Origin of the sequence: Marinilabilia salmonicolor JCM 21150 (genome assembly GCF_000259075.1) — a bacterium.
In the GTDB taxonomy this organism is placed as follows: domain Bacteria; phylum Bacteroidota; class Bacteroidia; order Bacteroidales; family Marinilabiliaceae; genus Marinilabilia; species Marinilabilia salmonicolor.
Window position 1 is genome coordinate 1 of the sequence record NZ_AJKI01000035.1, and the last position, 21019, is coordinate 21019.

A 21019-nucleotide genomic window follows, 5' to 3' on the forward strand; every position below is an offset into this window, starting at 1 on the left:
GATGAATGCCTTAAATATCAAGGAGTTTAATGATTGTATAAATATTTTGTCATGTACTTAGATATTTTTTATACCATTTTACTAAAACTTTATTACGTCGTTCTTGATAATTGGAAACAGACATTCTTTGATATTCTTCAGCAGTATCAAATGTTTTGGGGGTTATAACCGGAGCATCCACTAAAAAACAGGAAATAAAACTCATTATACCATAAACATTTTCAAAATCAGAATTACGATCTACTGGATGAGGCCCCCTTGCCCAGCTAGGAACATCTTTATAATGTATATCATAAAATTGAAGCCTTAATTTCTGACTTCTAATATCAATATACTTTCCCGATTGGTTATATACAACCAATAACTTTTGCTTATTAAAAGAAACTTTTGGCATCCTTTCACTCCAGCATCGACCTTCATAAGGCCCCGCATCAATTGCTGCACCAGAAATTGCATCGACATCACTTAATAAACCATGCTCTTCCCTACTAACATTCTTCCCTTTACCTATACCATTTATTTTTTCTTGAAAACTAAGATAGTCCAGCAATTCCAATTCTTCCCCAGACAAAATCCGGTCACCTCGTCTCTCCCCCTCCCAATCGATACCGGAATTCGCATCTTTAATAGATTGAATTGAAATACCATAACACTCAATGCTAATTAGAAGGCTTGCTATACTGTTGACGTCCATACTTCTCGTTAAGATGATCCAATATTCCTAAAAAATTTTCATTTAGCAAGTTGTCATCATACCCGAAGGCCTTTAGAAAATATTTCATATGTTGTTCAAATAAATCGAAATCCTCTGTAGGAACATAATTGTTTGCCTCACTTGCAAACCAAACAAAACAATATATACTATTAAAATATTTATAGGGATTAAGACTAGCCTTGCAGTAATTGTATAACAAAAGCCAATAACTTCCTTTAAAACTAAAGAAATCGTTAAAATTATCATTAAGATATTTAATCAACGTTGTGGCTCTTAATATTTTTTCATAGCCTAAATTTGCAAACGAATAATCTACAAAATCATAATAATTTGGGGCATTATCAAAATAGCACTTAATCCTGGTTAACTCCTGGTGATCATAAATTACGCTTAAATCATCATCATATCCCAAAAAATTCATTCTAAACTTAACAGAATCATAATCCTGAAATTCTGCATAATAAGTATAACATAGCATTGATAAAACTACCTTATGCGACTCATAATCGAGATAAAATCCCTGCATGCTACTTGCTTTGTATAAAATATTTATATAAAGGCAGTTAGAAGCCTCATTTACATGAGTTGTATTATTAAGTTGCCATTCGTTAAGCTGATCCGTTATTTCTAAACTAAATCTCTGATTGTATCGCTTTTCAGACAAAAAAACACATGAAATAATACCCCCAATAAGAAGAAAACAAGATATGCTCAAAATTAAATTATGCTTCATCATTACTTATACTTCTCAAGTTCATTTTCTCCAATTCCTTTTTCACGAAGAAAGTCATCCCTACCAGTAAGGGTAGGATCATTGGCAGCTCTCTTTAACGAATCTCTAGGTGAAAGTCCATACACCACTTCATTAGGGTACCTATCATGCCTATAATAGAAATCCCCATTTCTGTATTCATTTACTGAGCGACTTCCTGAATAACCAATTGATAACCCACAACCAAATCCCCTGGCGACCCAAATCTTTTCCTGTGTTTTTGGATCTAAGCCTGTAAATTTTGAATAATTCAATAAAAACTGCCCTGATGCGATTGAAACAAGTCCTGACTTGTTTGCCCAATCCATCAATGATGAAGCTTCTATATTTTTTAGAATTTTTATTTCACCTCCCATCGCAGTTACAACTCCGGAAGATGGACTTAAACCAGTACTGAAATTAATCCCGGTAGTTAAAGTTGTTTCCCAAAAGCCAGTAACTGCATCCATGTCAGACATTATTGCCATTTCCCCAAGAGAACCAAATGGTACACTAACTGCATCCATTACCTCAATTCTAAATTTTCCATTATGCGTTTTAGCTGAAACTGTAACTTTTGTATTTTCACATTCATTTTTTTTATTTCCAATAGGTTGTTTTAGTGCTCTCGGCAACTCCAACTTCTCTCCGGCAAAAATCCGGTCACCCTTCCTCTCCCCCTCCCAATCAATACCAGAATTTGCATCCATAATAGACTGAATGGAAACACCATACTTACCAGAAATCGAAGTTAGCGTATCACCCGTTTTTACCTTATGTTGATACTTTACGCTCATCAAACACACCTCAGATGATGTATCAAGATACTGAACAAAACCGTTTTGGAAAAAACTCTCATCATCGGAAACTCTGCCGGGTGGGTTATATTTCTGAAAGTGTATTGGAGGGATGGTAAAATTGCTTGTGTATGCGTATCCTAGTCCTTCTACAAATCCATCGTAACGCATTCCATGGTGCAGGCATATTTCAAAGTCTTGTGGACTAATGTAAACATCGTTGTAATGTGGCATACCGTTAATACTTTACCCAATGATTATCAAAACTTCTCCCGTTAATGATTATTTCCTCAGGCGAAATGGTCAGTGATGTTGAAACGCCACCGCCTATTGAGTTGATTGAACGATTAAAATTTAGACAATAAGCGTTGGAGAACTCAATTTTCATAGGTGAACTGCCACTTTCTATACGGAAATCTATTTTGCCCTCCTTTGTGCTTGACTGCATAGCCCAATTGTACAGACTTTCCGGCAATGTTTGATTTAAAGTCATCGTCATTTGACCACCGCGAACATGATCTTGAGGTTCTCCTTTGCCATCAACTCCCTGGAAAAACGAAATGTCGAATTGAGAAACTTCATATTCTTGTCCGTCCAATGAAAACCAAACGGTAACTTTGCTATCAACTTGTGGTAAATTATACATGATTCAATTATTTAATGTTAACCCATCTTTTTTCAATTGAGACATTACCAACAGAAATTTTTCGAACATCAACCTGGATATTAGTTGACACATATCCGTTTCCACTTTGTTGATATCCAACTTTCATATTGGTACATACCCCTTTCTCAAAATACACCTTCTCCAGCGGCACATCATTCGAATCGCAAATTACAATGGCACCGTCTTCTACTTTGCCAGATTTCAGCATCCAATCAACAATCTCTTGTGGGGGAACATTGGGATATACCATATTTATAGTTCCTCCACGTACTTCCGACTGGGCTTTACCATTGCGGTCGGCCCCCTGTGCAAACCCATACTCGCACGAGAGCAGTTCGTAGCTGTCGCGATAAAGGCCGTTGATGCTGCTGTCTTCGAGCGGTCCTATGCGTAAAAAACATTTGTGTCCAAACATATCTTTAAGTATTAGAATTCATAAGATTTTTAGATATAAGTAATTTAGTCGTTAGGCAGTAGGCAGTAGGCAGTAGGCAGTAGTTATTTCTCTTGATAAAGACATACCCAAAGAACAAACAAAATCATATAAATTGCACATTATAAAATGCTTATGACTTTACTTAGATGAAAGATTTAAGTAGCCAGGCAGAAGCGAATCAGGCAGAAGGCAGAAGAAAACAACCGAAGCATTACAAATTCCTGACAACTGAAAAGTCATGGCAGCCTGATAAGCAAAAATCCAACCCTCTTATTATTCAAGTGTGAATAAGCACCTTGTGACTTAAACCACATAAAAGACAATTAATATCACCCTGATATTCTGTGGCTTAACAAACAGCACCCACTAAAAACAAATACCTGACTTGAAACATGTTGAAAAAGCACAGCGGGGTGTCACTACCATCAATAAAGACTAATATTCAACGACTTACACCATTCATCAACAGCCAAGATATCATTCAAAAAAAGATAAGTCTTCGACACGGACAGTCCCAAAGTATTTCTTTGCTGACGTCACAATTGCTTCTCCAAAAAATTTAGATGATAGAACTTTGCACTTAATCTTATTCACATGCAAAGTTCTGTAAAGGACTCCGGCCGGGAATGTTTACAAGCAATACAGCCAGAGACTTTTACAAAACGGCCCTTGATAATTAATAAGTTCATTCAACAAGCTAAACACTGGGTATTAGGCTTGCTCATAATCCGAATTCCATTCGGCACCATCATCCCCTTTAATACCATCGAGTTTAATCACAAAGCTCTTTGCAGGAAAATAAGGAGTTAGATGAATATCCAGGAAAATGCGGTCTTTCTGGTTTGGATCCTGCTCGAAACGCTTAATTTTAAACTTCTCAATCAAACGATCAGGGCCCTGCACACTGTCCAGAAACTTAACAATCTGTCCGCGCAGGTCACGCTCAGTCTTTGAACTCCAGTTTTCAAAAGAACGCCGGTTTAAGAAATCAAATAACACCTTGGTAATGTAATCGAACACCCGAACCACAGAGTAAGTCTGGAGACCAAGGTTATCACCGTTAAATAAAGTCTTTGCAGAAAAAGCCATCACTTTTCCGTATTCATTAACCATGGGAATGAGTCCCATTTTTTCGAGTTGCGATATTTCACTCTTTTTCAGGGGAAAGACCACGCCGTCAACTTCGTTGATGCTACCGAATTTCTTACCGGCAGTAACCTGCGACATCAGGGTTTGATATACCTTTCCTGCCAGTGCGGCAGAAGGTGAAATATGCAGATCATCCTCTTCGCCCAACTCCTGGTATTTTGATCTTCCTACCAACCAGTTACAAGACATGGTGGTATTACATTTAAAAGTATCACCACCGGCAAGATTGGAGGCAAAAAACATCTCAACAACATCATCAGGCTTATCCAGGTCGGCAAAGTCGGTAAACAACATGGCCTTATTGTCATGTGCAATTTTGGACCATTTTTCAACCACCTTGTTGGATCCCAGATACCCGGGAACTGCCAGGATGGAATAGTTCATTCTCAGGTCGAGTTTATCAAAATTTTGCTTCAATTCATTGGCTACAAAATCGATAAAACGGGTATTGTCCAGGTCGGTAATCTGCTCTTCCGAAGCGTTTACAATAGAAAGGTTGGGCACCTTATCAGCTTCGGTATTTCTGTAAAAAAGCATAACGCCCCTGTAAGCCTTTTCCAGGTCACGCACAGCATTTACCGCAGTAAACAGCGATTCGGCAAGTTTTTGAGTAACAACCTCAGATTTTTCCTTACATGCTTCAATCATGTCGTTGATACTCTCAGAGTCCTTCAACATCTCTATCCAGAGACCAATCTTGCTATTAAGACTGTCTCTCTCAACTTTCTTCTGACTATCCGTTAAAAATATACGTTTTCTGGCCTTTCTTTCAGGATTCAGGTTTTGAATACCATCCACAGAAGATTCCAAAAAATTAAAACCTCCATATTTGGCCAGATTATTTATGGATTCCTCAAATCGTGATTGCTTACCATTTCCTTCGGCTTTACCGACGGCAGCTTCAGCGGTTTGAGCAGCTTTAGCAGTTGTTTCAGCCATTGTACTGTGATTTAAAACATTAATAATTTCAAGATTTCAATGAATCGTTGGATAGCCTCTATTTTTCTGCATCCAGTTCTTTCTTCAACTCTTCAAGGGCAGCAATTAAAGCCTGACGCGATTCTTCATTTTGGAGTGCTCTTTGCAAAACTTTATTGGTACGAAGTTGCTTCATAAAGCTTGCATAGAAGTTCTTCTTTTCGTTCAGATCATTCAGAAATTTACTCTGAACAGTCAGGTTCTTCAGGTTAAAGTCTCCAACATTTGAAAACTTAAAATTTTCCTTCACGGGTTGTCCTGTTTCATCCTGAAATTCAACATCCACATTGGGTTTGAAGTGATCAAAAACATCCTCAACGGAGGTAAGCCCTTCAGCTTTTTCAGGATTTACTGGGTCATCCGAAGTAAGCTTCTCAACCAGAAGCGTTCTGTTTTGTGGAATATCCGCAATACCTTCTCCTCCTTCAATCTTCACTTCATTTCCACCTATTTCATAATCAAGAATTGCCATCTCAATTTTTTTTATAAGATTTGTAACACATTAAATTAAAACGAGGGAGGTGCCGGAAGCTAAATCAGTTTCAGCGCGCAAGCTTTATTCTGAAAAAGTTTCCGGCTGCCTTCCTCTTCACAGTACTATCGTTACTGAGGCCAGTTCTGCTCAAATTCAGCACCACCAATTTTCAACACCTGCGCAGAGACTTCAAATGTCGTTGACATAGGAGAGCTGCCACTAATGTCGATACCCTCTTCAAAAGATGTGATGTAGCCATTTTCCCACATCAGTTCTTTCATTTTGGATTCTTCATCGCCTTTTTTGAAGATAACGCTGCCCGAAACCGGCTTGAACTGGTTTACCATTTGTTCAAGAATGGAGGTATCGTCAGTAGATTCAACGCGAACGCGAACTTTTCCACCGTAGATGTTAGACGCGGGACGTCCTTTAACATCCACATCTCTTTCCAGTTTGTAATTACAGTCCAGGACATCAAACTCTTTGCCTCCCAGACTTAAAGTTGCTCTAAAAGCCATAAGTAAAAATTTAAATAATTAAACAATTAAACAATTAAAAAAAACATCTCTGCGCAGAGATAAAACATTGTATTTCAATATATTAATCGAAACCAGAATACATTATTAGTCAAAGGCATAACCCAAACTCATCCCTTCAAAATTTCCCTGTCAAACTGGGACGTAAACCAGAGGCATACCAGGATAGTGCTTCTCACCCCTACATAATAAATCAGTCTCATTGTCGGAACAATTTTCAAAATCAGAATCCCCTGTTCGTTTCATAACAGACTGTTTTGTGTAACCCAGTAATAACTTTGCCCCAAAGAGTTAAAACCCTCAAAATCAGCGGATTCATATTTGTCTTTTTGATCTTCGAAGTAGCCGATTATTTCTTCCAGAGTTTTATCTGAAAGGGTATTTTTATCCATCAAATCCCGAATCCTAAATTGATTCAAAAACTTCCAGTTAACAGGCATTCCCGTACTCATCTCCAATGCATAACCAATGCTTAGATTCTGAACAACAGGCGCAAGCGAGGATTTTATTTTTCCATGCAACAACCTTCGTGTAAGCAGTTCTTTCAGATGGCCCCGTACTTTTACATTGGAATGGTAAACAGGAGATGGAGTGGTCACATTAGTCCCAACCCCCTGATCTGCCGGGAGAGAAAACATCTCTGCCCCGGAGACCCGGTGGGCCGATGAATTAGAAGTCACCGTGAAACGGGTTAACTCATCATAAAAATTCTGTAAGTCATCAAATTCCTGCTGATTCAGCAAAAGAGAGAAATCAATTTCCTTTTTAAAAAACGATTTTTCCTGAGGATATACCCAGAACGGGGTAACCTGTTTAAAGTTCTGTGACAACTCCTCTTTAAACAGATCGGGCGAAGTCAATTCAAAACTTCTGAGAAAATCTTCATCACAACGATTCTTGCTGTTTCCCAAATCGCGAAAAGCATTTTGATAACTATCAATAAGAAGCTGATTGTCCGCTTTCACTTCAGTGATAAAAGAATCCAGCGAAGAAGAAAACATTTCAAGAGATAACATCTTTTCTTTCTCCGGAAAAACAATTGCACCCTGAGTCATACTTCGCTCAGGATAATCCAGCCTGAAATAATTCTTCTGACTTTCGGTAAAAACATTTTCAGAACAAAACTGGCTGGCATCCACAATTAGGTCTTTCTTTTTGTCCGACACTAAATGAGCATACTTTTCAATTATTTCAGTCAATTGCAGGGAAAAGTTATTATACCTGTTTGCACCGCCACTATATACCTGATTACAAAATAAGCGGCAGTTATTATTTCCCAATTGAAAAATCAATGATGAATACGATTGATTATAGTATTGTCCGTTTTCTCCGATAAGCACAATGACATTGGTAGCATCAGGATCCTGACCAGCCATTTTCACAGCTTTCCTCAAACCACTCCAGGCATTTGTACTATTAATAGGTTTGTAGTGGCTCAACTGTAACAATCTGCCAGACACAAAATTGAATATCCCCGCATAATCATCAACAAGACCATAACTATCAACCATCAAATCATTTCCCATTTTCATTGCCATAACTGCTCCAAACCGGTAATTAAATTCAGTGGTATCGTTGGCAAAAAGCATCTGAAGATTTTGTACACTATTCACGAGAGAAGGAAACTGCTCCATCGTATTTTGGGCCGCCTCAAAAACAAAAATCACATTGATGTCATGCAATTTTCGCTCGAGTTCTTTATATTCCGGATAATAAACAGGATTACCATTCACATTAAGAATAAAGTTCTCAGACCGGTCAATCACAGGATGAAAATCACCGGTTTTAATTCTGACACTGTCTTCGAGCCCTGATCTGGAATAAACCGGGCTGTATGTCGTTATACCGGAGTAATATTCAACCATTGAATTGGCTGAATCAGGTTTACTCCAACGGCAAAACAATCGTTCTCCCAAATTCTGAATAAGCGAAACACTGGTCCACCCGGCAGTTATCTGATCAATTTCCTCCACTGATATCTCCGGTTTATTTGTAATAAAAACCTTCTTCCGGTCGACCGATTTTTGCATCACATATACAACCTCATGAAAACCGATCTTACCGACAGGCTTTTTAAGATTCTGATTTGCAAAAAGAAGCACAGAATCGTTTTGAATTAACCTGGAAGCATTTGAAAGAGAAAATGTATCGGTAATGGCAGTAATTGTTTTGTTTTTAAAGCCCGAATGAGGATTTGTAAAGGAAGATGATGAAAGAATCATTTTAGATTGATGAATCCATCCCATATACTCAGCCTTTTTCCGATCAGGTCTTCTACCTCTTACGATTTCAGGATTATACTTTATCAATTTAAGAAAATCCCCTCTTTGCCTTATCACATAAAATGGTTCCAGTAAAGAAATATCTTCCTTCTTTTCCAGCTTCCGGGGCCGCGTCACAGTCTGATTGGACAGATTGGCAGAATAGACAATCCATGGGTCATTGTTTTTATCACTTTTAGACTCAACCTGATGGGAGCCGTAAAAATTGTGGGAATACTCTCGGGGATAAGGATTAATCCGCGTGATTCTGTTCACCGGAGCGCAGGCTCCCATAATAATCAGGAAAGCAAACAGAGAAAAGCTATAACAAAAAGTTGAGCCTTTCGTGCTAGCGGCAGCTTTTAGGATCCGTTTCATTCCGGGATGATTGATCCCCTGAAAGAAACATTTGATTTTACCTTTAAAAGCACCACTGATTCCCGGGGAAACAATAGAAAATCCGCCTTCAGGATAAATATGAAAGTCTTTGGGTCGGGTCATAATATCATGATTTAACAAGCATTACCTGCTAACTATCCAATTGAAATACAAAAATTTTACTGATTTTCTTCTCTTCTTTATCTGATAACTCCACAGAAACTTTTTCAATAATGGTATTGTTGTTTCGTCCAACAATGCGCAATCCCTGGCAATAGGAATAAAAATCATTGTAACGCTCATTATTAACAATAACTATCTTATCCGGATTATTGTCCAGATATTCATGAAGAATATAATTGTAGTTAATGTTAAAGGACTTGCCATCGACAATATTTTGAAGTTTCTCTTTGATTTCTCTACAAATTCCGGCCAATACATCGCTGGTGTCATCTTCGTGATATTTGGGCAGAATTTCTATCTGATGTCTGACCGGATATTTTGTTTTTTCGGTGTTAATCATCACCTCATAAATTCCAGGTTCTGAATACACATAAACAGCACTCCTGGATCTGGCATCCACCATACCACTTTTGCCAAATTCCCAGCGCCATTGCTCTGCATCTCCAAACCCCTCAAACAAAATCAATTCTCCTTCAAAGGCAACATCAGGTGCATGAATTGAAATCATTTGATCCTTCATTTCCTGAAATCCGGAATTCACTGTAATAAAAAAATAACTTTCCATCTTTTTATTCACTGTCAGCCTCACCTTATATCTTCCGGGATTTTGAAACATATAACTCACCTGTTGCCTAGTGGAGGAATTCCCATCTCCAAACTCCCATAACCATTCCTGAGCATTATAGGTACTATCTGAAAACATAATCGTTTCCCCAGAATCCACAATTGTCTTTGACACCTCAGCATCAATAATATTCTGCGGAGCAAATGACCTGAGGATGAAGATAAATAGAACCATCGTCGCGATCACGCCGAAAACAATCCAAAACACGAACGTATTGTACTTATTTTTCATCTTTTGCTTTTAATACTAATTCGTCTGATTAATTTTTCTTCAGTTCCCGCACTCCCATTTCACAATCCTGCAAGTTGATGGTAAAATCTCTCAGGTTTTCTTTTTGACACCAAAGTTCTTTCCTGTCCGTCAACCACATATCGTACAGAGTAGAAATCTGCTCAAACATCTTATATCGCCGGTCCCAACTGTTTTTCAAATAGATACCCTTCAAATCGTTTAATTCATACCTGATGTCATTCTCCTCATAACTGGCATAAACATTCGGTTTAAATTTTTTGATACCGGCGTATAACGTATCACACTGCAGTGCGGCCATCGTTTGCAATTCTTTAAATCTTTCAATATTCTCCATTCTTGAAACCAGCTTTTCTTTTCTTCCAAAAATCCTTGAACTACTATTGTTCTTCAGGAAGAAAAAACCAGTAATACTAAAAAGCACTATAAAACAAACTGAAACATAGACCATAGCTATACGCTTCTCTCGCTGATTTACATAGTGTTTAGAAACTACTCGCTCTTCTTTCTTCATTGCTTTCCTTTGTTTTGAACTATTCAATCTCAGTATTATACACAGTGGCATTTTTATTGGACTCAATGCATCTGATTAAATCCTCTTTAACCATTCTAAGTTCTGTAGAAACACTACGAATAGAATCTTTAACTCTCAGAAAATCGGACAACTGCAAAACCATCATTAAATGCAATCTGATATTTTCATCTTCAGTATTTTCGAGAAACTTTTGAAGTGACAATTTTTTCCTGCTTACAACATCCAACAACAACCCCTCATTGAGATTCTTGTTGCTTCCCAGTAAAGAGAGCTGATCTATTAAAGAGTCAACCTTTGTAACCGCGTCCAACTGAACTGATCTAATGGCATCATACTCTCTGGTTTTTAATGCAATATTCATATATTCTGCATCAGCAGTTCTGAAAAAAAAGAACATTGACAAAACAGTGATAAATACTGTCACAACTAAAAAAACTGCAAACTTCAGATAGGAATTAACAATCTCCTTGTGATTTTTTGCTCTCATTTGCTTAAAATATCATTTTGTATTTATCCAAATCTAATTGATCATAGTCGTATTGATGCCCAGGAAATTATAGGACACCCCTCCCTTCTGTCCTAAAATAAATCTGTTAGATTCAGTACTCATCTTGTATTTCACTTCAATATGTTTATTTGCTGAAAACAGATTGTCTGACAAACAGTTGACAATCTTACAATCAATACCTCCAGGTAAAAAATTTGGCATTCGATTAGCATCAACGGGGCCAATCATCACTTGGATGTCCTGAAGCCCTTCATCACAAGCCCCCTTGAACACAAAATTTTGTCCAAGTTTTATTTCCCCTAGTCCCCCATTATCCAATTCTATCAATTGTCTGTACTGTTTCCGCACAATTCTGATTTCAACATCAACCCCGGTAATTAAAGACATCACATCAGAAATTTTACCAAAGCTGTTTCGAATAGATGAAAAGAAAGGCACCATCCTGAGAAATAAGATTGCCTTGTGCAAAGGAATCTCACTCAAAACCGGCCAATAATCTGAAAAGATTTCAACAAAATTCCTCCTATGGTTTTTCTTATCATAAAACAATTCAAGTCGATGCGCCAATACCGAGGTTCGATCACATTCAACTTCAAACAAGCAAAAAAACCTTCGGGCAAAAAACTCCTCTTCACGGTGCTTGTTAAACTCATACAAGACCTGTTGCTTTGACTTCCCCTGATTGTGTTGAGTGGTCTTGTGAAAAATTCCTTCAGGTAACCCGTCGTAAATCCCCCTTCTGTTAACACCTATTTCAACATACTTTTCATAAAATCCTTCACCAAGGTTTTTTAGTTTTACCATATTGATGTCTTTCGAGAAGCCTCGCTTTGCACCTCCTTTTCGCAGAAAAACAAACTGGTCATAACCAAACCCCTGATCAACCAGTAAGGCGGCAACCACTTCCGGTTTAAAATCAGATCCGGAGCGGTTAATATTCTGTAGGAATCCTATTTTCTTCAGGTCAGGTTTCATCAATATAAATTCATCTAAGTTATTGATCTTATGGAACTCGCGAATATTTTACACATGGCTTTGTTTGGCTGGTTTCTTTGTAAACAAAGCAGCAAAGCCGATGGAGAAATCAAAGCTCCATGTTCGTATCATTCGTTTAAAATTTTATTTACGCATAAACTAATTATAAATCTAAAGACAACTAGAGCCGCTTTGCTCTTGCATAATATTTAATCAAGGAAAGTATATCCGGTTTTGGACTCCTTTCCTGCCATTTGAATTCTTTCCGAAACAACGATATTCTCTTTATGCTTTCCAATAAATTCAAGCTGATTGAGCTTACCCCATAATTCGGTAAAAACCCTTAAAAATCCTTCCACCTGTAACATCACAGTTCTGAGATTTTCGTGATCATACTTTAGATCAACCATATTCGTAAGAATCTCTTCAAAGGAACCCGGTGTAACATCACTCCACTCATAAAAATATTTCAATAACTCCTCTTTATCAGATTCTTTAAAAAAGCTAAGAGACACATAAATGGTATGTGCAAGAGATGAAAAATGAATAACCGTTTTAAGTGGAGATTCCTTTAGACCGTTGTTTCGAAAGTCAAAATAAATCCCTGAACAATAACGCAATATCTCTTTACAAACAAGATTTATATTATCGGCCAGAATCTGATCCCTGGGTGAATTTTGAATTTTAGAGATAATAGCTTTGGAGCTTCGAATAAGACTCTGCAATAAATCACTAAACTGATGATAATAGCTATTCAATGCTTCATTTCCTGACATTGTAATACAGGCAGGTATATAATTATGATCTATTTCATAATGGTGAGAATTCTTCCTGATACGTCCAATTACAAGAGAATGCCCTTTTATTTCTATGGCAGATCCATCAGTCGGAACAACGGTCAGCGAATAGGAGAAATCAGTATCCGGCTGACGAGGGGGAGTTTCCATGGGATCCAGTTGTCCTGATGGTGTGCGATTGAAAGGCTCTGATGTTAGAATAATATTCCAAAACTGCAGCTTTTTATGATAGTTGTTTTCTTTGGATGTATTATTTAAAACAGCATTCAATCTGTATCCGTCAGTTTTTGCATTAAAATCGAACAATATCCCTGAAGAGGTGATCGCCTGACAAAACAAAACTTCTATCACAACACTTTCATCAGCTTTTCCGGTAATCCTTATCATTTCCTCCGCGACAAGGCCGGAAGATGGTAAAAAACCATATACTCCGGGCAGTAGATTCAGCTTGAAGGCATTGCTTATATAATCCAGAAAGAAATCTTCAGTCTGACGAAAATGCATAGAAGATACATTCATACAGTCCTGCCAGTTTACTAACTTTAAATTTTGGTGCTGTCCCATAATTTATTCCTCATCAATTTTATACAATTCAACCCTCTTGGCGACAATTTTATATCGTTCTCCAATTTTATTCTCCTTGAAGGTCTTATCATAATCAATATAATTCCTTGATTTAAAAAATGATTCTTTAATGTAAAATATCCATCCCTCTTCATCTCCCTGAGTTTGATAAACAATGGGTTCGGAAGGTGATTTCTTATTATAATCCATAAGTACCTGTTTAAACCACATTCCTAATGGAATATCTTCCGGGGCTTTTGCATTAATTGTAATGGGGCCGGAATCACTTTGCTTTTTAAAGAGTTCAAGCTGAATTACCTGTAGCTTATTGTAATCTATATAATCATACCCTTCAAACTTCTTACTTTTATTGTAATCCCAAACTTTATGTATCTCAGCAGGAATGTCGGTAAACGCCAGAAATGTCTTTCTAAAAAAGGAAGGAAGAATAAAGAGAATCAAAGAAGTTGAAGCCCAAAAACCATAATTCAACTCATTGAAAAGATTGAACAGAAAACCATAAGCAATCATTGCAATTAACATAAGAAAACTAAGGAGTATTATCTCAAACAGAAATTCAGATTTGTTTTTTTTTACCCATTTCACTATAGGTAAAGCAATTAAACCAAAAAATAAATAAATGAAAGCGGATAAAATATAGCCATAAGGCATAAAATTATAATCCAACAAGGCCAATAGTACCGGAACACAAAGAAGAATCATAGACAACAGAATAAACAATATTAGTCTCTTGTTTTTTAAAAGTTTATTTTTCCTGGCAACGATGATACCAATCAAAATTAAAAGGATTCCCAGTATTGGATATAAGATATATTTAATTAACATAGTATTTAACAATTTTCTTTTCCGACAGTTGACTAGATATCAACAAAAAATACAGAAATATCCTGTCCCAAGGGGTACTTAAAACATGTCCTTAGAGCATTTAAAGCGAAAAACACAAGAAATAGACCTCTCTCCTACAATCACTTCAAACAATCAAAAAAATGAATTATTAGATGTCTGGAATTTCTATAATTCCGGTACTCACAAATATTTATTTTATGCTAAACCTCTTTCATGAAAACCTGTCAGGCCCAAAAAACAGATTGAGAGAGTTTTTAATGAACAAAGCTTGTTCTATCCTGAATATCCACTACTGAATCAATCTGAAAAGCATTCGTAAAGTTACTTTCTGTGGATTAACACTCAAAAATAAGACAGTATGCTATTTTTCAGAATGTAACAGAAGAAAGAATAATTACCTTTAAATTCAATGACACCAGTAACCAAGGAAAACATCACTACTTATTCTTTTCTGCAATAATTAAGAGGGAGTAAATTGTTTTGTACAATTCAGGTAATGAAAAAAAGATTGGATAAATCCGGAGAACAGCAGACGCTGATTTTGATTCCTTCTCATTTGGGTTAGTTTTATTTAGGATTAGTAATTAAAATCTTGAGCAAAAATATTGCGGACTATTTTAAATGTCAAGGGTAATTAAAAAAAAACCAATAATCGATTTGCCAAAAGAATCCTTCACACGGCTATATTAAAGGGAAAGTCGGTTTGCAAAAAAATCTATCACCAAAAATATTTTTAACCTGGTCTATTAATAAGTTTTCGTTATGAGATGTTCAAATACCAATAAATACGGACAACCGCAAAGAAAATTAATGAAGGGAATAATAATTTATTTTTAAGTCATTTTTTTTGAGGGCGCCTGTATTCTGCCGGTAGTTGAACATTGTAATAGATAATCTATGAATAGTTGAGGTTAAGATTATCGGTGATCGGAGAAAATTATTTCTTAAATAAAACCTGATCAGGGATTTTATCCATAACAAATTTATATCCCAAAGAAAAATCAAATAAATAATAGAAATAAAGCACTAACAGGTCAATTTTGGCCATAAAGCATTAAAAAAGGGATTATTCCCAAATCGGAATAATCCCTTTCACAAATTCTTTATACTCCTTTACTCTTCAAAACCCAGTTTCTCCAGCAGCGGCTCGATAGAGGGCTCCTGTCCACGGAATTTCTTATATTGTTCCATGCCTTCGCCTTCTCCAACTTCCTGCAGACAGTGTTTGCGGAATTTGGCAGCCAGTTCTTTGTTAAACAAATCACCAGACTCTTTGAATGCATTGAAAGCATCAGAATCCAACACTTCGGCCCACTTGTACACATAGTAACCGGCAGAATAACCACCACTGAAAATGTGGGCAAAATACGTGGAACGGTAACGAGGCAGGATCTCAGGAATCAGCCCTATTTCGTTCATGGAAGCCTCTTCAAAAGCATTGACATCTTCCACCTGATCTTTGGAGGCAAGCGTATGCCAGTCCATATCAAGCAATGAAGCAGCCAGATACTCCACATTGGCAAAACCCTGATTAAACAGGCTGCTGTTTTGCAATTTCTCAATCAACTCATCGGGCAACACTTCACCTGTTTCATAATGCTTGGCGTATTGGCGAAGCACCTCTGGCTCTCCACACCAATTTTCCATGATCTGAGAGGGTAACTCTACAAAATCACGGGGTACATTACCGGCGGTACGGTTGTATTTTCCTTCCGTGAAAAGTCCATGCAAACCATGTCCAAACTCATGGAAAAGGGTGTTCACCTCATCCCAGGTAAGTAATGAAGGGGTATCCCCCGTAGGTTTGGTGAAATTACAAACAATAGATACCAACGGGTCTACCACTTCACTGGTTTCATGATTGTATCCGGCATCGCGGAACCCGGTACACCAGGCTCCTACCCGCTTGCTCTTTCTGGGGAAATAATCAAGATAGAGCAATCCAATATGTGAGCCATCACTCTCTTTAACTTCAAAAACCTCCACATCTTGGTGGTAAACAGGAATATCTGAACGTTTCTCAAAAGTAATATCGTACAACTGATTGGCGACCCAAAACATACCATCCCTTACATTCTCTAATTTGAAGTAAGGCTGCATTTGTGATTCATCAAGATCATATTTTTGTTTTCTAAGTTTTTCGGCAAAATACCACCAATCCCAGGGTTCAATATCAAAGTTCCCGCCTTCAGCATCAACGATAGCCTGCATTTCAGCCAGTTCTTCTTTTGATTTTTCCAAAGCAGGATTCCAGAGTTTGTGAAGGAAATCATAAACCGCTTCCGGCTCTTTGGCCATATTAACATCAATCACATAATCAGCATGATTCTCAAAACCTAACAGTTCAGCTTTTTCAGCACGCAAAGCAACAATTTGTTTGATGATCTCCTTATTATCATACGCATCGTTGCGATCTCCACGCATGAAATAACCACGATACAACTCTTCACGCAACTCACGGTTTTCGCCATAAGTCAAAAAGGGAATCCAACTTGGTTTCTGAGCATTGAACAACCATTTACCCTCGTATCCGGCAGCTTTGGCAGCATCGGAAGCTGCACTTTTCACGCCATCAGGCAATCCGGCAAGTTTGGATTCATCATCAATCACCAACTCAAAATTTTCATTCGTCTCAGCCAGCAAATGCTCTCCAAACTCCAATGTAAGCGAAGAAAGTTCAGTATTAATTGCCTTCAGACGCTCTTGTTCCTGCGGATTCAAGTTGGCACCACTGCGTACAAAATCCTGATAGTACTTGGTAACAACACGTTTTTGAGAGTCATTTAATCCGGCAGCATCCATATTTTCATAGACCTCTTTTACCCTTGCAAAAAGATCCATGTTCATCATCACTGCGTCACGGTGTTGACTCATCAAAGGAGAAATTTCGCGTGCGATGGACTGTATGCTGTCGTTACTCACGGCAGAACGTAAAGGATAAAACACGCTGCTTACTTTGGTCAGCAACTCACCGGATTCGTCAAGCGCCAGGATTGTATTCTCAAAAGTTGGTGCCTCGGGGTTAACAGCAATGGTTTCCACCTCTTCCTGTGCCTGTTTGACACCTTCCTTAAAGGCCGGTAAATAGTGTGATTCCTCAATTTCATCGAAAGGAGGTGCCTCAAAAGGCGTCTCATACTCTGCAAAAAAAGGATTCAACTTCTCCTCAGAGTCCTTACTCTGGCAGGAAGCTAAAACCCCTACTGCCAGAGGGATTAAAAATAGTCTCTTCATAGTCATTTTTTTTGTATAATCTCAAAAATAAAAAATATGAGAAATATCAACAATGACATTGTGCAGGTAGGGACAGAAAAAAAGGTTGCCGGCAAGCCGGCAACCTTTTTTCTGTTCTGGTGTCATGATTGTATTAAATCAAATCGATGCTTCTTTTTACGAAACGGTTCAATGCTTCACCTTTCAGCATGTTATTGGACAACAATGCCAGGTCAATAAGTTGTGAAACCAGTTTGTTTTTAGAAGCAAAGCCTTTGAGCGATTCATCTTTCTTACCACGGAGTTCAGTGATTTTTTTCTCCACATCTTCCAGCTCTTCTTTCTCGGCCTGGGGAATTTCTTCCTCTTTCTTGTCTGCTTTTGCTTTCTCAAGTTCGGATTTACGTGATTCCAGACTCTCCATTTTTTTACGGACAGAACCAACACTTTCACCTACCTCTTCTTCACAATCCTTCACAATACGCTGAACAAGAGAATGATTACCATTGACCACAAGATTGTAGCTATCAGGCATTTCGCCATAGAAAGCCATGGGGCCGCCACCATTCTGACTCATCTCTTTCATCCGGCGCATAAACTCCTGCTGGGTAATCATCACCGGTTTGTCATTTGCCGACAACGCCTCAAATGAAACGACAAAATTGGCCTTGTCCATATTAGGAATCTGAGAACTGAAAATGGTTGTCAGATTGTCTTTCTCAGCATCAGACAATTTAAGTTCTGTGGCTTCTTCCTGAGGAATCAGTTTCTCGGGAACATCACTGTCCACTCTCACAAAACGAGCTCCTTCAAATTTCTGCTCCAGATGATTGATGAAATGTGTATCCAACTGACCATCCATCAGCAACACATCATATCCTTTGTTTTTGGCAGCTTCGATGAAAGAGTACTGCTCTTCGGCATCGGTCGCATATAGATATACCAGCTGCTTGTCTTTGTCGGTCTGACTGTCTTTGATGATGTCCTTGTATTCATCGAAAGTAAAGAACTTACCATCTGTATTTTTCAGCAGGGTAAATTTCTGCGCACGATCGTAAAATTTCTCATCGGTCAGCATTCCGTACTCAATAAAAACTTTCAGGTCGTCCCATTTAGCTTCGAAAGAAGCACGGTCAGTTTTGAAAATCTCATCCAGTCGGTCAGCTACTTTTTTAGTGATGTGACTGGAAATTTTCTTGACATTAGAATCACTCTGCAGGTAAGACCGCGATACGTTCAGTGGAATATCAGGAGAATCAATTACTCCGTGCAACAAAGTGAGAAATTCAGGTACAATACCTTCAACCGAATCGGTTACATACACCTGGTTACAGTAGAGCTGAATCTTATTTCGCTGAATTTCAATATTGTTTTTAATCTTGGGAAAATAGAGAATCCCGGTCAGATTAAAAGGATAATCCACATTCAGGTGAATATTGAACAACGGATCCTCGGCCATTGGGTAGAGCTTCCGGTAAAATTCCTTATAGTCTTCATCTTTCAGGTTGGAAGGAGACTGTGTCCACAATGGATTGGTATCATTAATGATATTCTCCTCGTCTTTCTCAACCTCTTTTCCGTCCTTCCACTCGGTTTGCTTACCAAAGGCGACAGGTACAGGCAGGAATCCGCAATATTTCTTCAGCAAACGATTGATTTCATCCTTACTGACAAAATGCTGATTCTCATCGTCAATAAAAAGCACTATATCGGTACCCCGCTCCTTTTTATCAATCTCTTCAAGGGTATATTCAGGACTTCCGTCACATTCCCACTTCACTGCCTTTGCGCCGTCTTTATGCGAAAGAGTATGAATCTCGACCTTTTTGGACACCATAAACGAGGAATAGAATCCCATACCGAAGTGCCCGATAATGGCATTGGCATCATTTTTATATTTTTCCAGAAACTCGTTGGCTCCTGAAAAAGCTACCTGATTGATGTACTTCTCAATCTCGTCGGAAGTCATTCCGATACCCCGATCAGAAATAGTAATGGTTTTCTTTTTTTCGTCGATGGATACCCGAATGGTAGTATCACCAACCTCCCCTTTGTAGTCGCCGATACGGGCCAGGGTATTTAATTTTTGCGTAGCATCCACAGCATTGGAAATCAATTCACGCAAAAAGATCTCATGATCAGAATAGAGATATTTTTTAATAATCGGAAAGATGTTCTCGGTACTAATACCAATTTTTCCCTTTTGCATAGCTATTTTGTTTAATTTGATTAGACGAAAATTTCGACGTCAAAAAAGCAAAGCGTATGCCAAAGGGGGTGAACTGACAGATAGGCAGAGTGCAGGTCTATTCTGTCAGCAACGTGGCTTCCTCATGTTCCAGTTGTGTCAGCAAATCTTCAATGGTTCTGAGCTTCTGAATCTTTCCATCGGGACCGGTCAACAGGTATTCGCGTTTCCCGTCAGACTTCACCTCCACCTGAAAACCGCTAAAGGGCTCATCGGAAGCAGCAAACCCACGGCGGGCAAGCGCTCTGCTCACCCATTTGTATTCTATCCCCTTCCCAACAATGCGAATGGTTTTGACTTTTTGTTTTTCCACAGTAAACTGGCCTGTGTCGTTGTCGAAAAGAATGCCTTCTCGCTCAAAAAAACGACGGAATTCGTTGGTCAGCACCAGGTCTTCAGGTGTTCCGGTTTCCATTTGGCGTCCTTCAGCTAATAGCCAGACTTTATCAGCCATCTGGAGAGCCAGGTCCAAATCGTGTGTAGAAAGCAGTATTGCTTTGTTATGCTGATGCGCCAGTTTGCGCAACAGATGCATGATTTCAATGCGACTGGGCAAATCCAGAAAAGCAGTAGGTTCATCTAAAACAATCAGCGGCGTTTCCTGCACCAGAGCTTTCGCAATCATCGCTTTTTGACGCTCCCCGTCACTCATATTGGTAATGAGTCGTTCTTCAAATCCCTCCAACCCGACAGACCGGATCGCTTCGCTCACCAATTCCAGATCTCTGCTTTTCAGGCGTCCAAAAAAGCCGGTGTAGGGCGTTCGTCCCAAAGAAACCAGGTCGAAAACCGTCATATTAGAAACAGTAACCCGCTCTGTCAGCACCACACTCGCCAACAATGACATTTGACGGTTGGAAACTTTATCAATTTGTTTACCAGCAATACAAACATCGCCTGACAAACGGGGCAAAAAGCCACAAACAGTTTGCAACAAGGTGGATTTTCCGGAACCATTGGGTCCAAGCACACAGGCAAACTCACCCGCTTCGAGTTTCACACAGATATTGGAATGGAGCACTTTCTGCCCGTGTCTTGGGTGATGATAGCCTATCGACAGGCTCCTGGTCTCAATTAATGATTTTTTTTCATCATGCATAATGTCTCCTTTG

General features: G+C 38.5%; 18 protein-coding genes. All 18 read right to left on the reverse strand.

The features are described from left to right. Window positions 1-49: 49 nt before the first annotated feature. A complete protein-coding gene (locus W7W_RS0115905; RefSeq protein ID WP_010664687.1) occupies window positions 50-694 on the reverse strand; it encodes a hypothetical protein in 645 nt (214 codons plus the stop codon). After that, window positions 660-1451 carry a hypothetical protein gene (locus W7W_RS0115910; protein WP_010664688.1) on the reverse strand — a complete coding sequence of 264 codons (792 nt, stop codon included), beginning with the start codon at window positions 1449-1451 and terminating at the stop codon, window positions 660-662. The genes W7W_RS0115905 and W7W_RS0115910 overlap by 35 nt, the downstream gene beginning before the upstream one ends. Beyond that, window positions 1451-2497 (reverse strand): LysM peptidoglycan-binding domain-containing protein, encoded by a 1047-nt coding sequence (locus W7W_RS22360; RefSeq protein ID WP_081485194.1) that lies wholly within the window; start codon window positions 2495-2497, stop codon window positions 1451-1453. The genes W7W_RS0115910 and W7W_RS22360 overlap by 1 nt, the downstream gene beginning before the upstream one ends. 4 nt (window positions 2498-2501) lie before the next feature. Continuing rightward, a complete protein-coding gene (tssD, locus tag W7W_RS0115920; protein WP_010664690.1) occupies window positions 2502-2909 on the reverse strand; it encodes a type VI secretion system tube protein TssD in 408 nt (135 codons plus the stop codon). Between the two features lie 7 nt (window positions 2910-2916). After that, a complete protein-coding gene (tssD, locus tag W7W_RS0115925) occupies window positions 2917-3345 on the reverse strand; it encodes a type VI secretion system tube protein TssD (protein WP_010664691.1) in 429 nt (142 codons plus the stop codon). 732 nt (window positions 3346-4077) lie between these two features. Continuing rightward, window positions 4078-5454, reverse strand: coding sequence for a DUF5458 family protein (locus W7W_RS0115935; protein ID WP_010664692.1), 1377 nt, complete (start codon window positions 5452-5454; stop codon window positions 4078-4080). Window positions 5455-5512: 58 nt separating this feature from the next. Then, window positions 5513-5965 (reverse strand): hypothetical protein, encoded by a 453-nt coding sequence (locus W7W_RS0115940; protein ID WP_010664693.1) that lies wholly within the window; start codon window positions 5963-5965, stop codon window positions 5513-5515. 131 nt (window positions 5966-6096) lie between these two features. Beyond that, window positions 6097-6486 carry a type VI secretion system tube protein TssD gene (tssD, locus tag W7W_RS0115945; protein WP_010664694.1) on the reverse strand — a complete coding sequence of 130 codons (390 nt, stop codon included), beginning with the start codon at window positions 6484-6486 and terminating at the stop codon, window positions 6097-6099. Between the two features lie 260 nt (window positions 6487-6746). Further along, on the reverse strand, window positions 6747-9266 hold the full coding sequence (gene tssR / locus W7W_RS0115955; RefSeq protein ID WP_010664695.1) for a type VI secretion system protein TssR domain-containing protein: 2520 nt from the start codon (window positions 9264-9266) through the stop codon (window positions 6747-6749). A 28-nt stretch (window positions 9267-9294) separates the two neighbouring features. Then, window positions 9295-10182 (reverse strand): PKD domain-containing protein, encoded by an 888-nt coding sequence (locus tag W7W_RS0115960; protein ID WP_010664696.1) that lies wholly within the window; start codon window positions 10180-10182, stop codon window positions 9295-9297. Window positions 10183-10210: 28 nt separating this feature from the next. Further along, entirely contained in the window at window positions 10211-10714 is a 504-nt protein-coding gene (locus W7W_RS22365) for a type VI secretion system transmembrane protein TssO (RefSeq protein WP_010664697.1), read from the reverse strand. Window positions 10715-10733: 19 nt separating this feature from the next. Beyond that, entirely contained in the window at window positions 10734-11222 is a 489-nt protein-coding gene (locus tag W7W_RS0115970; RefSeq protein WP_010664698.1) for a type VI secretion system TssO, read from the reverse strand. A gap of 33 nt (window positions 11223-11255) precedes the next feature. Next, entirely contained in the window at window positions 11256-12218 is a 963-nt protein-coding gene (locus W7W_RS0115975) for a hypothetical protein (protein WP_010664699.1), read from the reverse strand. A gap of 209 nt (window positions 12219-12427) precedes the next feature. Continuing rightward, window positions 12428-13534: a type VI secretion system membrane-associated complex protein TssK gene (locus tag W7W_RS0115985; protein WP_148660888.1), complete on the reverse strand. Its 1107-nt coding sequence runs from the start codon at window positions 13532-13534 to the stop codon at window positions 12428-12430. A 48-nt stretch (window positions 13535-13582) separates the two neighbouring features. Then, window positions 13583-14425, reverse strand: a complete 843-nt coding sequence (locus W7W_RS23670; RefSeq protein WP_010664702.1) for a TssN family type VI secretion system protein — start codon at window positions 14423-14425, stop codon at window positions 13583-13585. 1134 nt (window positions 14426-15559) lie between these two features. Beyond that, the gene (locus tag W7W_RS0116000; protein ID WP_010664703.1) at window positions 15560-17680 is read right to left on the reverse strand and encodes a M3 family metallopeptidase; all 2121 of its coding nucleotides are present in this window, start codon (window positions 17678-17680) and stop codon (window positions 15560-15562) included. A 133-nt stretch (window positions 17681-17813) separates the two neighbouring features. Next, on the reverse strand, window positions 17814-19868 hold the full coding sequence (gene htpG, locus W7W_RS0116010) for a molecular chaperone HtpG (protein ID WP_010664704.1): 2055 nt from the start codon (window positions 19866-19868) through the stop codon (window positions 17814-17816). 97 nt (window positions 19869-19965) lie between these two features. Beyond that, window positions 19966-21006, reverse strand: coding sequence for an ABC transporter ATP-binding protein (locus tag W7W_RS0116015; protein ID WP_010664705.1), 1041 nt, complete (start codon window positions 21004-21006; stop codon window positions 19966-19968). Window positions 21007-21019: the final 13 nt, after the last annotated feature.